Here is a 13,094-nt window from a genome sequence, read left to right on the forward strand (position 1 = left end):
AAGCGAGAAGTGTGCCAATTTTATTAACTGGTTTTACTGGTCATACCAGTAATATTGCTCCATTAAAAAGCAATCTTAAAAAGGTGGTATTGATGTGGTTCAAAGTATGGAGCAAAGTAGTGCATAGCACTACAAATTTGGAATTTATGATTATATTGCGCTGTTATGTCTGGAAAAATACACACCAGCACGCTGTGCGGCACCAATAATATGTGCTTGCATAGCTTTTTCAGCTGCTGCTGAGTCCTGATTAAATAAAGCTTGCAGAATTAATTCATGTTCATGAATGGTTTTAAATGCCAGATTGGGTTGAACAAAGGGTAGGATCTGACTCTTTTTAATCCAGTCAGTATGTATTTTAAGTGTTTGAATAATCGATTGATTATGACTAAGTTCAATAATATGTTGATGAAATGCATAATCAAACTCAGAGGCTGCTTGCCAGTTTTGTTCTTTGATTGCACTTGCTAATGATTGGTAATGTTGCTGTAAGATGGACTTATCATCTTCAGTTAAATACTCACATGCGAGAAGTGCGCAAAAACTTTCTAGTACATAGCGTAATTGATAGAAATCTTTAAGTGATACACGATGTTCACCATCCCATTGTTCTGCCGCTTGGCTATGCTGTGAAATAACGTAAACACCTTTACCTGCTTTGATTTCTAATAGACCTAAAGCGGCAAGGCGGGTTAATGCTTCACGCAAAGATGCACGGCTGATTCCTAATTGAATTGCAAGCTCACGTTGTGAGGGTAAAGCAGATCCGACGGCATAAGTATTTTGTTGAATGCGTTGATAAATGATTTCCACCGCTTGCTCAGTCACCTGAGATGATTTTCCATTGAGCATAGCTTGTGGGCTCATAAGCAACACACCGTAAATATATAAATAAATAATTTGATTCTACACAAAATTTATCTATTTGTTGGTGCGCGTGCTTAAAATTAGCCGTATTTTTAATAACAGATCAGACCAGTTGAACTGGATATTACGTTATTGAATAAGGATAAAAAGTTTAAGAATGATTAATGAGAATATGTATTGCTGAAACTTCAGAACGGTCAGAGACTATTTATCTCTGACCGTACGCAGTACTTTTAATACTTTCCGTTGAAGTTTGCGCTAATTCTTTGTTTTAAATATTCTTTAGCTGTAATGGCCGGATATTTCTTTTGTGGCCCTTCAATGATCATATCTTCATTGGCTTGGCAGAAGAATGCCAAACTATAACGTGCGCCTTGATATTCATCTGTTTCAGGATTTTTGACACGATGAAAATTAGAAGGCAGTTGATCATCGCTCCAACGCGTGAGCATATCACCGATATTACAGGTAATTACATCATCACGTGGCTCAATGCTGGTCCATTGCTGTTGTTCCATATCTTTACCCGGACAAACTTGCAGGCCACCTTGTCCTTTACGTTGGAACAGTAGCGTTAAACAGTCAAAATCTGTATGTGCTCCTGCACGCCATAGACCTAATTGATCTTTAAGAGCAGGGTCAATTGCATAGTAGTGCAGCATTCTTAAAGTACTTTGGTAGCTTTCTTGATCCGGGTCATGAGCAAGAGTAAAGAAGTTATCGGCAAAGCCTAGTTTATAAGCAAAGCAAGATAAAATTTTCATGCCGACTTGCCAACATGCATGTTCAAACTCCAACATGGTATCTTTAAAATTAGGTAATTCCTCTTGACTAGGATAAAGACCTTCCATACGTGGGCGGGTAATTTGATAAGACTCTTTTTGGTCTGGTGTGCTGGTCGATGGACGAACCTGTGCCTTACTTTCCCAACCTGCATTGCGATTGAGTGGGTAGCGAGCTTTAATTGATTCTGGCAGATTAAAAAACTGTTGTGTCATTTCAAATGCAGTTTGAATTTGCTCAAGTGGAATCCCATGATTCGATACTTGAAAGAAGCCAATATCGGTAGCTGCTGACCAGAGTTGGTCCGCAATTTCATATTTACGTTGTTCAAAATTTGATAAATTAATGACCCGGACTTCCCGTTCAAAGGTCTCTTGACCAAAAGCTCCCATACGAGCTTCTTTTTGCAGTTCTTCTAAGCTGTAGTCATTTTCAGCTACTGGAGTCATATTGGCGCTGTTCATATTTCAACCTCATATTTTGGATAATCGTGACCCAATCAAATAGATTGAAATAATGGGTCACATTCAAAAAAGAGCCACACGTTCTTAATAAAAGATAACTTTATGTAAAGAACATGAACTGTTTTCTGAGCAATGACCCACATAGCAATTAATATTACTACTATGCTGAACGCTTCTACTCTGACATAGAGCATGTAGCACTTTTTGTGCCAATTTCTAAGGATAGGTTATGAAGTTGGGATGGGGAGAGCAATATTGCATTTAAGATGAATCAGCGATGAATAATCAAAAATCTTTTATTCTAGAAAAGCACCTGTGAAGTGCATGAATGATGACCTAGTGCACCACTAAGCCGCATATAAAACAAATTAATTAACGCAGTTTGTTCATTGAGGAATGATTAAAAATAAGCCCAAATTAGATTATTACTATGAAAAACAAAATGAAATCAAAATTGGCACAGAGCTTGCTAATTCATTCCTGAGTATAAGCGGTCAGTGTGTAGTAAACATGCGGGACATTGCTCTACAGCGTTTGCTGTTCCTCTTTTGGGGACAAAACCATCTTGGTTTTGAGAGAAATGTGCATTTGATACATTGATTGCCCCCCTAAAAAGAATAGCAAGATAAATCAATACAGATTTAGGGGGCTTATTTATGAATATTCAGCACTATGTAAGCAAAGGGCGACGTACTGTTATTGTGAGTGCATTATTGGGGCTAGGAACAATTTTCAGTTCAACCAGTTATGCTGCCGATAAACTTGTTCTACAAACCACGTGGTATGCACAAGCCGAGCAAGGTGGATATTATCAGGCACTTGCACAAGGGATTTATAAAAAATACGGACTCGATGTCGATATTAAAATTGGTGGGCCACAGGTCAATAATATGACCTTACTATTGTCCAAACGTGCCGACATTATAATTAATTATGATTTACAGGTCTTAAAGGGTATTGAAAGTAATTTTCCAATCAAAGCAGTTGCGGCACCATTTCAGTTTGACCCACAAGGTGTATTAACTCATGGCGATGTAAAGTCTTTGGCGGACTTAAAAGGCAAAACAATTCTTGTTTCAACCAGTGGGCAAGCAAGCTGGTGGCCATGGTTAAAAGGGAAATATAAATTAAATGCAGCACAGGCTCGCCCTTATACCTTCAATATGCAGCCATTTTTAGCTGGCAAAAATGTGGCACAGCAAGCCTATGCAACCTCTGAAGTCTTTCAGGCAAAAAAAGCAGAGCCTTCAAGTAATTTCTTTTTATTTGCTGATGCTGGCTATCCAGCTTATGGCGGTATTTTAGTTACACGCAATGATGTGATTCAAAACAAACCAGATGTTATGCGTCGTTTTGTTCAGGCATCGATGGAAGGATGGAAAAACTATTTAGCTGATCCTCGATTAGGGAATAGTTTGATTAAAAAAGAAAACCCAAATATGAAAGATGAACTGCTGGCCTTTGCAGTAGGTCAAATGCGCAAACTCAAACTGATTGATGGAGGAGATGCTAAAACACAAGGAATCGGGGTCATGACCGATGCGCGTTGGAAAGCCACACGAGATTTTATGGTGAACGCTGGTTTGTTAAAAGCTCAAACCAACTGGAAAACTGCTTATACCACACAGTTTGTTAAAACTGCTAAGTAGTCAGGGTTATAGGGTTAAGAAAAAAGGCATTCGCGCGGAGGGGAAACCATATGAATTCTGCATTAACAATTGATACTTCTATACATGAATCTTCAAATTTTATTACGCCAATGATTATGGTCAGAGGGGTAGAAAAGACTTATCCAAATGGTACTAATGCTTTACAACGTTTGGATTTAAATATTGCACGTGGTGAGATTGTTTCATTACTTGGACCGTCAGGTTGCGGGAAAAGTACTTTACTGAAAATGTTTGCCGATCTGGAGCAACCTTCTGCGGGACTAGTGCGTTGGAATGGCAAGGCCGAGATTCAATCACAATGCAAAATGGCAATGGTCTTTCAAGAAGCAACCCTGATGCCTTGGGCTAATATTGCAGAAAATGTACGCTTACCTTTGGATTTGCAGCATATTTCGAAATCAACTAGTACACCAAAAGTTATGGCCGCGTTAAAGGCGGTTGGTTTAGAAAACTTTAGTCGTGCTTATCCACGAGAGCTTTCGGGGGGGATGCAAATGCGTGCCTCTTTGGCTCGCGCATTAGTGACTGAACCAGACTTACTGTTAATGGATGAGCCCTTCGGAGCTTTAGATGAATTTACTCGCCATAAACTTGACAGTGATATTCGTCAATTATGGTCTGAGCGAGATTTAACCGTAGTTTTTGTTACTCATAGCATCTATGAAGCAGTGTATTTATCTTCGCGGGTCATTGTGATGGGGGCACGACCAGGACGTGTGGTGGCTGACCTTGAAATTGAGGGGCCTTATGTGCGTGATGAAGCTTTCCGTAGTTCTGAAGTCTTTATTCAACAATGTTCACATCTATCCCAAGTATTAGCTGAGGCAAGCGGAGGGCATAGTCATGATTAAACCATTAATGGAACATCCAAAGGTACAACTTATTGCAGCTCCACTAGGGTTAGGTCTGATTTTCCTACTAGTTTGGCAGTTAAGTTTTCAACAGCTTGAAGTACCTGTATATGTCGTACCAAAACCCAGCGATATTGTTATGGCAATGATTAAAGAGTCCAGTGTGTTATTTGGAAGCTTGTTGATCACGCTAAAAATTACCTTATTGGCTTTTGTCTGTGCTGTAGTCATTGGCACCTTGATCGCTTTCGTCTTTGTACAAAGCCGTGTAGTAGAAGCCTGTTTTATGCCTTATGCCATTTTATTTCAGGTGACTCCAATTGTCGCTATTGCCCCTCTGGTGATTATCTGGATTCAAAATACAACATTAGCATTAGTCGTTTGTGCCATGTTAGTTGCAGTATTTCCAATATTGACTAACACCACTTTAGGTTTACGTAGCGTCAACAAAGGTTTACTTAATCTTTTTCAGATCAATAAAGCCAGTCGTTGGCAAATTTTAATGCGCTTACGTGTGCCGAATGCTTTGCCTTATTTCTTTGGTGGGTTGCGTATTTCTTCTGGTTTGGCACTTATTGGCGCCGTGGTTTCGGAGTTTGTGGCTGGAGCTGGTGGGACTAGTGCAGGTTTGGCTTACCAAATTTTGCAAGCAGGTTTTCAGCTCGATTTACCATTAATGTTTGCAGCATTATTTCTTATTACGTGCACAGGCTTGGGTTTATTTGTGCTAATGTCTTTATTAAGTCATTTCTTTTTAAGTAAATGGCATGAGAGTGAACAAGTATGAGTCCTGATCTTTCAAATAATGGTTCTTTAAATCATCGCTATTTAATCAAAAATGCTTATGCCATTTTGACAGGGTTATCGGGGGATGCAGCACGTTCTTCATTTACTGATATCCGTATTCAAGACGGTAAAATTATTGAATTGGGACAACTGACCGCACAATCGAATGAACAAATTATCGATGCGAAAGACTGTGTAATTTATCCAGCTTGGGTAAATACTCATCATCATTTATTTCAATCCTTATTGAAGGGAGAACCGCAAGGTTTAAATCAAAACCTAACCTCTTGGCTTGCCAGTACGCCATACCGATTTCGTGGTGCATTCGATGAAGCTACATTTCGGGTGGCAGTACGTATCGGATTAATTGAATTATTACGGTCAGGTTGTGCAACAGTAGCGGATCATCATTATCTTTACTGGCCACAAATGCCATTCGATGGGGCTGCGATTTTATTTGATGAAGCTGAAAAGTTAGGCATGCGTTTTGTGTTATGCCGAGGTGGCGCAACTCTAACGCGTGGCTTAGAAAGCGAATTACCGCAAGCATTACGCCCTGAGAAATTTGAAGACTATATGGAGGATATAGAACTCCTAGTACAGCGATATCATCAACCGAGTTCCGATGCATTCCGGAAAATCGTAATGGCACCCACTACAGCTTTGCATTCGACCACTGCACAGCAATTAAGAGAAAGCGCCAAGATTGCTAGACAATTGGGTATCCGCATGCATAGCCATTTATCTGAAACAGTAGATTATCTGGATGCGGCTCGAACCAAATTTGGTATGACACCTGTACAGTTTTGTGCAGAGCAGGATTGGGTTGGAAGCGATGTTTGGTTTGCCCATTTGGTTAAGCTATTACCTGAAGAAATACAGCTGTTGGGTCAAACACAAACAGGGATTGCACATTGTCCTCAGAGTAATGCACGTTTGGGGAGTGGTATTGCCGATCTTGTCAGTTTAGAACAAGCGGGTATGACTATTTCGATTGGAGTAGATGGTGCGGGCTCGAATGAAGCCGCAGATATGTTATCTGAAACCCATGCTGCATGGCTGTTACAACGGGCCAGAAAGGGCATGTCGGCTCTACCTCAATATGAGGGTGGGTTATTTGAAGGAGGAGCAGATGCTGCAAGTATAGAGGATATCATTCGTTGGGGAACTTTAGGTGGAGCTAAGATTTTAGGTTTAGATCAAGTGGGTTCAATTGAGGTTGGACAACAGGCAGATTTAGTGGCTTATCAATTGAATGATCCGCGTTATTTCGGCTTACATGATATGGCGATTGGCCCTGTGGCAAGTGGCGGGAGAGCACATATTAAAGCTATGTTTGTGGCTGGAAAAATGGTAGTGGAAAATGATCAAATTCCTGATGTTGATATGATGGAATTAGCTTGGCAAGCGAAGCAATCGGTGAAACTGTTGCAGCAGCGTAGTGTCGAAATGGCGAAAATAGCCTAACTTAGATATCTGATTAGACTATGATATTAATAGCTTTAAGTTTATTTTAAATTAAAGGGAGGCGGTAATCATACCGCCAAAATATCAAAGAAGTTTAATCGGCAAATTAAGCACCACCTGAGCATCCTCAATAATATCTAAGCGGAGAATAGTTGAAGCACTAAGCTCATTTAGCAATGTACTTAACGGTCCCTCATTTTTCTCAAGTTGAACATTCTTTGGAAAAAGTTTTTGTGCAAAAGAAAGAATGTTGGACTCAACTTCAGTTTGATGCCATTTACCATCAACAACATGTAGCATGGTGGCTCTGTTGATATGTGTTTCAGAATCAACATGTTTTAAAGTCGGTACAGCGGTCTTTAAGCTTAAATCCAATTTGCCATTAACATCAAAAATATCGGCTTGCACTTCTTTTGAGTTAATGTTGACGTCAATTTTAGTTAACCATTTTGGTAGCTGGTAACCATATACACCACGCACTCTGGCGATTTCAGTATCAACAGGCAAAGCTAAAACATGAGCATAAAAATGACGTTGACGCATCGATTTCATTAACTCTGCAATATGTGAACCACGAGCATTAGGCTTACGGACAACAATCGCAATCGACACTTCGTTATAAGGGTCATTGTCACAAACAGAATAGGTAAAAAACGTAACAGCAACCAACCCGTAACCTGGAAATGGTTGTAATGGCGTTAAGTCAGCAGGAAGTTTTGCTTTAATTTGCTTAATAGGTGCAAGCATGAGCAGTTGTACATTTGCACTACGATAATAAAAATTGGGTGCCCAAACAGGACCTACTCGGGATTCCACAATTTTTTTAGGAATATGACGGAAAAAATCGATGTTGCCAACAGCAGGATCTTGCGCGACTTCATCTAAATCGGGGTTCATTCTGAAACGGTCATAATAACCACCTTTGGGTACTTTGACTTTTTGTTGCCCAAATTCAACTTCAGTAAACTGTTGTTTTGTATTCATGAAAGTTCACCTTTATATTAATTGACCGAGTAGCTAATGCTGTATATTTCAAGACGTGTTAATTTAGAATCAATACAGAAACTATAAGATTAAAGCTAACTTTAAGGTCAAGTCTTTAATTTTGAGGTGTAAAGTCTTTGACATTTAAGGGAAATAAAATAAAAACAATTAAAGATTAAAAAGATACAATGTCGCCTAGCGTCTTCATATAAATTTTATTTTTAAAAGACGATTAAGATAGTTGACCTTAAAGTTAACTTTAAACTTAGTATAAATATTCAATCCTTTATAACGAATCAACAAGCAGTTTTTCACCAGGAGAACAAAGATGGGATATGTAACCACAAAAGACGGCGTAGAAATTTTCTATAAAGATTGGGGACCACGGGATGCCCAAGTTTTATTTTTTCATCATGGATGGCCTTTAAGTTCAGATGATTGGGACACACAGTTGCTTTTTTTCCTTAAAGAAGGTTTTCGTGTAGTTGCCCATGATAGACGGGGACATGGACGTTCGAGTCAGGTGTGGGATGGTCACGATATGGACCACTACGCAGATGACGTTGCAGAAGTGGTTAAACATCTGAATATTAAAAATGCAATTCACATTGGCCACTCAACGGGCGGTGGTGAAGTAGCTCACTATATTGCACGTCATGGCCAAGACAATGTTAAGAAAGCTGTTCTTGTCAGTGCAGTTCCGCCACTGATGGTTAAAACTGAAAATAATCCTGAAGGTTTACCAAAAGAAGTTTTTGATGATCTGCAAAATCAGGTTCTCACCAACCGTGCGCAATTTTTCCGAGATCTTCCATCTGGTCCGTTCTATGGTTTTAACCGACCAGATGCGAAACCATCTGAAGGTATTATTGCTAACTGGTGGCGTCAGGGTATGACGGGTAGTGCAAAAGCGCATTACGATGGTATTGTGGCGTTCTCACAAACTGACTTTACCGAAGATTTAAAGAAAATCACCATTCCTGTTTTGGTGTTACATGGTGATGACGATCAGATCGTGCCTAATAAAACGTCTGGCGTAAAATCTGCTGAGTTACTTCAAAATAGCCAACTCAAGATCTATCCGGGTTTTTCTCACGGTATGTTAACTGTAAACCATGAAGTGATTAATGCTGACTTGTTGACGTTTATTCGCGAATAATTTAAAGCTTTAAACTTTAAAAAAGAGGCCTATTAAGTGCCTCTTTTTTATTTATAAGTAAATGAAATTGAAAGTAATAAATATAGAAATGCTAAAAGGTATTGACATTAAAGTTAGCTTTAATCTTAAAGTAAAGCCATACTGAATGAGGTCATTCCAATGAAAGTGTTCGAAAAATTAGTATTCCCAAATGGCTCATATGTTCCTAACCGTATTGCTAAAGCGGCAATGGAAGAAAATATGGCTGATTTAGACCATGCACCATCAGAAGAATTAATGCGTTTATATCAGGCTTGGGCAAATGGTGGCGTAGGTCTAATTATTACTGGAAATGTGATGGTAGACCGCCGAGCGATGACTGGACCGGGCGGCGTAGTGCTTGAAGATGAAAAGCATCTGGATACTTTTAAAAAATGGGCACAAATTGGTCGTTCAAAAGGCGCTCAGGTTTGGCTTCAAATTAACCATCCGGGGCGTCAAATGCAAGCAAACCTTGGTCAGCAGACTTGGGCGCCATCGGCTATTTCACTTGATCTTGGCAAAATGTCAAATCGCTTTAATACACCAATTGAAATGACTGAATCTATGATTGCAGAGGTGATTCAGCGTTTTGCAAACACAGCGCGTCTAGGTGAAAAAGCTGGGTTTACTGGTGTAGAAATTCATGCAGCACATGGTTACTTATTAAGTCAGTTTCTTTCTCCACTGAGTAATAAACGCCAAGATCAATGGGGTGGTTCTTTAGAAAACCGCGCTCGCATTTTAATTGAGATTGTTAAAGCTGTTCGTAAAGTGGTTTCGCCTCAGTTTACTGTTGCAGTAAAACTGAACTCAGCCGATTTCCAACGTGGTGGGTTTAGCGCTGAAGATGCTCAACAAGTGGTTAAAATGTTAAATGAGCATGCAGTCGATTTGGTTGAACTTTCAGGCGGTAGCTATGAAGCACCTGCAATGCAAGGTCAAGCACGTGATGGCCGTACACTTGCTCGTGAAGCTTACTTTTTAGAATTTGCGCAAGAGATTAGTAAAGTTGCCAAAATGCCTGTTATGGTGACAGGTGGGATACGCCGTAAACAAGTGGCAGAGAAAGTGATTGAAAGTGGTGTAGATATGGTCGGTATTGCCACAGCTCTAGCAATTGAACCTAATTTGCCAAATGCTTGGAAACAAGGCCAGAATCTTACTCCTGAGTTAAAACCAATTACTTGGAAGAACAAAACACTTGCTTCACTTGCCAATATGGCTGTGGTCAAATTCCAGTTACGTAATTTAAGCGCAGGTAAAAAAACAAAACCAAATGTTTCACCAGCTTGGGCTTTAATTTTGCAACAATCAGCTATGTCATGCCGTACTCGCCAATACAAAAAAGGCATGCGTGACTATTCATTTGCTTCTTAATAAGTGAGTTGTGTTATGACAAATGCGAACGATTCAAACTGGATAATTTATGGAGCAAATGGCTACACGGGCGAGTTAATCGCTCGTGAAGCTGTACGCCAAGGTCTAAAACCAACTTTGGCTGGTCGTAACAAAGCTAAGGTTGAAGCACTTGCTCAAGAGTTGGGGCTTGGTTATAAGGCTTTTGGGCTCGATAACGTGGATGCGGTAAGTGAACAACTCAAAGGCTTTAAACTGATCATGCACTGTGCAGGGCCATTTTCCGCGACATCGAAACCCATGATGGAAGCTTGTATAAAGGCAGGTGCTCACTATCTAGATATTACGGGCGAAATCTCAGTATTTGAGTTGGCACAGTCACTTAACAGCCAAGCCGAAAAAGCCGATGTTGTGCTTTGTCCAGGTGTTGGTTTTGATGTGATTCCGACAGATTGCGTTGCCGCTGCGCTCAAAGAAGCTCTGCCAGATGCGACCCATTTGGCGCTTGGTTTTGATTCAAAAACAGGGCTTTCACCGGGTACGGCAAAAACAAGTACAGAAGGTATGGCCGAAGGCGGAAAAATTCGTAAAAACGGAAAAATTATCACCGTTCCATTAGCACATTATGTTCGGACCATTGATTTTGGTGACGGTAAAAAAAGTGCCATGAGTGTTCCGTGGGGAGACGTATCTACAGCGTTCTATACAACTGGTATTCCAAACATTGAAGTATTTGTACCCGCATTTCCCAAAATGATTTTTGGTGCAAAAATGCTGAACTATGTACGCCCAATATTAAAAATCAATGCTGTGCAGAAGTTTATTAAGTCACGTATTGAAAAAACGGTTGTTGGACCAAATGAGGAACTCCGCGCGAAAGTACCTACCTATGTTTGGGGTGAAGCCAGAAATTCACGTGGGGAAATCAAAACTGCCCGTATCCAAACAGAAAATGCATATAGCCTTACCGTAAATGGTTCACTGACTGTGGTGAATTATTTACTCAAAAATACAGTGAAAGGCGGTACATATACGCCAGCAAAACTGATGGGTTATAAACTAGTGACCGAGTTGCCGGGTTCTGGTCCGTTGGTTATTAATTAAAAGCCTTTATTAAAACAGCATGTTTATAGATCGTCCCGAATAAGGTTTTCGCTATCAAAAGATTGGCTGATTTTTTTCTATAGTATTTGCATGAAAAAACGAATTACAGCGTTGGTCCGTAATTCGTTTTTTTAGATTTATAGATTGATACTTAAACGCTTTGGTTACTTAGTTGATACCAGTACCCATCTATACAACGCGAGAGCGATTAACTCTAATTGAAATTATGGTGTTTTTGCGTTGTCAAAATAGAGATTCATCAGACGTTCTGCATTTTGCTCACATGTAATTTCATCTGGTTTGTTATTAATAGCTTCAATCATGGTATGTAAGTTTTGCTTACTGACTTTTAGCTTTTGTTCTAAAATTTCTATTTCCTGAATTTTGGTTTCAATCGTTTGAATGAGAGCATCATGGTCCCAAGCGACAACTTTCGATGGCAAAAATGCTTTAATTTCTGCTAAAGAAAACCCGACTTGTTGAGCTTGCTGGATTAAAGAAAGTTGTTTCAAATCGTTATCAGTATATTCACGATAGCCATTCGATTTTCTTTTTGCTTTAGGCAAGAGTTTAATTTGCTCGTAATAACGAATAGTAGGGGTACTTAAACCACTTAATTTCGATAACTCGCTAATATTCATAGCCACATACTCTCTTGACATTCAAGCTAACTTTAGACTTATAGTAACACAAAAGCAAGGTTCATAACTTTACCAAGCACACACTTTCAGTAACAACTTTCTATGCTTTGATAGACGAAAGAATAGAATTATAAATATGAAAATGAGGTGAGAAAATGTCTAAACGCATATTACACGTCGTGACCAATGTTTCACGCTATAAGGATGTAGATCAACAAACAGGACTGTGGTTAGGTGAACTTACCCATGCCTATGATGAGTTTGAAAAACAAGGTTATGTGCAAGATATTGTGAGTCCAAATGGTGGAAAAACTCCAATTGAACCAAAATCGCTTGTGCCTTTAGTGGCAGATAAATCTGTTAAAGACCGAGAAAAAGATCAGGCTTTTATTACGCTGCTGGCAAATACCTTTAAGCCTTCCGATATTAATTGGCAAGACTATGACGTGATCTATTACACAGGTGGCCATGGGGTGATGTGGGATTTTTTAGATAATCCTGAACTTCAAGAAATCACCAAAAACATTTATGAAAAGGGCGGCATTGTTTCGAGTGTTTGTCATGGCTATTGTGGCTTGCTCAATGTCAGACTTTCAAATGGTGACCGACTTATAACAGGCAAAAAGTTAACAGGCTTTGCATGGAGTGAAGAGGTTTTGGCAGGAGTAGCAAAAAAAGTGCCATACAATGCCGAAGAGTTAGCGAAAGAATATGGTGCTCGTTATGAAAAAGCTTTTATTCCTTTTGCACCATACGTCGTTCAAGATGGTAAGTTAATTACGGGTCAAAACCCGTTTTCAGCTAAAAAGACAGCTTTAGCGATAATAGAAGAGCTAGAAAAGTCATAATTTAATAATTCAAATATAAACCCTAAAAGTAGGACCAGCGATGGGCTTGCTTTTAGGGTTTTTAAATAAATGGATTGATCCTACGAGGTTAAA

12 protein-coding genes are annotated in these 13,094 nt (G+C 39.5%); 8 read left to right on the top strand and 4 right to left on the bottom strand.

What is annotated here, in order from left to right; translation table 11 throughout:
* Window positions 1-150: 150 nt before the first annotated feature.
* Together F928_RS09980 and F928_RS09985 are read right to left on the bottom strand one after the other, a co-directional pair.
* The gene (locus tag F928_RS09980; protein WP_002113694.1) at window positions 151-867 is read right to left on the bottom strand and encodes a FadR/GntR family transcriptional regulator; all 717 of its coding nucleotides are present in this window, start codon (window positions 865-867) and stop codon (window positions 151-153) included.
* 233 nt (window positions 868-1,100) lie between these two features.
* Entirely contained in the window at window positions 1,101-2,114 is a 1,014-nt protein-coding gene (locus F928_RS09985; RefSeq protein WP_005074196.1) for an isopenicillin N synthase family dioxygenase, read from the bottom strand.
* Window positions 2,115-2,770: 656 nt separating this feature from the next.
* On the opposite strand from F928_RS09985, the gene F928_RS09990 reads away from it, so the two are divergent.
* Genes F928_RS09990 through F928_RS10005 form a run of 4 tightly spaced genes read left to right on the top strand, consistent with a single transcriptional unit; the run spans window position 2,771 to window position 6,888 of the window.
* On the top strand, window positions 2,771-3,763 hold the full coding sequence (locus F928_RS09990; RefSeq protein ID WP_002113681.1) for an ABC transporter substrate-binding protein: 993 nt from the start codon (window positions 2,771-2,773) through the stop codon (window positions 3,761-3,763).
* Window positions 3,764-3,813: 50 nt separating this feature from the next.
* Window positions 3,814-4,635, top strand: coding sequence for an ABC transporter ATP-binding protein (locus F928_RS09995; RefSeq protein WP_002113938.1), 822 nt, complete (start codon window positions 3,814-3,816; stop codon window positions 4,633-4,635).
* The gene (locus F928_RS10000; protein WP_005074200.1) at window positions 4,628-5,422 is read left to right on the top strand and encodes an ABC transporter permease; all 795 of its coding nucleotides are present in this window, start codon (window positions 4,628-4,630) and stop codon (window positions 5,420-5,422) included. Before F928_RS09995 ends, F928_RS10000 begins: the two co-directional genes overlap by 8 nt.
* A complete protein-coding gene (locus F928_RS10005; RefSeq protein ID WP_002113897.1) occupies window positions 5,419-6,888 on the top strand; it encodes an amidohydrolase family protein in 1,470 nt (489 codons plus the stop codon). The genes F928_RS10000 and F928_RS10005 overlap by 4 nt, the downstream gene beginning before the upstream one ends.
* Before the next feature lie 84 nt (window positions 6,889-6,972).
* On the opposite strand, the gene F928_RS10010 is transcribed toward F928_RS10005, so the two are convergent.
* A complete protein-coding gene (locus F928_RS10010; protein WP_005074202.1) occupies window positions 6,973-7,872 on the bottom strand; it encodes an acetoacetate decarboxylase family protein in 900 nt (299 codons plus the stop codon).
* Window positions 7,873-8,200: 328 nt separating this feature from the next.
* Here F928_RS10010 and cpo point away from each other — a divergent pair, with 328 nt between their 5' ends.
* The 3 genes from cpo (at window position 8,201) to lysl (ending at window position 11,512) form a co-directional block, all read left to right on the top strand.
* Window positions 8,201-9,031, top strand: coding sequence for an alpha/beta fold hydrolase (gene cpo / locus F928_RS10015; protein ID WP_005074203.1), 831 nt, complete (start codon window positions 8,201-8,203; stop codon window positions 9,029-9,031).
* Window positions 9,032-9,190: 159 nt separating this feature from the next.
* Window positions 9,191-10,429, top strand: coding sequence for an NADH:flavin oxidoreductase/NADH oxidase family protein (locus F928_RS10020; protein ID WP_005074205.1), 1,239 nt, complete (start codon window positions 9,191-9,193; stop codon window positions 10,427-10,429).
* 15 nt (window positions 10,430-10,444) lie between these two features.
* Entirely contained in the window at window positions 10,445-11,512 is a 1,068-nt protein-coding gene (lysl, locus tag F928_RS10025; RefSeq protein ID WP_005074206.1) for a saccharopine dehydrogenase family protein, read from the top strand.
* Window positions 11,513-11,736: 224 nt separating this feature from the next.
* On the opposite strand, the gene F928_RS10030 is transcribed toward lysl, so the two are convergent.
* A complete protein-coding gene (locus F928_RS10030) occupies window positions 11,737-12,153 on the bottom strand; it encodes a MerR family transcriptional regulator (protein WP_002113932.1) in 417 nt (138 codons plus the stop codon).
* Between the two features lie 155 nt (window positions 12,154-12,308).
* Between F928_RS10030 and F928_RS10035 the strand changes: the two genes are divergently transcribed.
* Window positions 12,309-13,001 carry a type 1 glutamine amidotransferase domain-containing protein gene (locus F928_RS10035; RefSeq protein WP_005074209.1) on the top strand — a complete coding sequence of 231 codons (693 nt, stop codon included), beginning with the start codon at window positions 12,309-12,311 and terminating at the stop codon, window positions 12,999-13,001.
* Window positions 13,002-13,094: the final 93 nt, after the last annotated feature.

The sequence above is a fragment of the Acinetobacter pittii ATCC 19004 = CIP 70.29 genome (assembly GCF_000369045.1).
In the GTDB taxonomy this organism is placed as follows: domain Bacteria; phylum Pseudomonadota; class Gammaproteobacteria; order Pseudomonadales; family Moraxellaceae; genus Acinetobacter; species Acinetobacter pittii.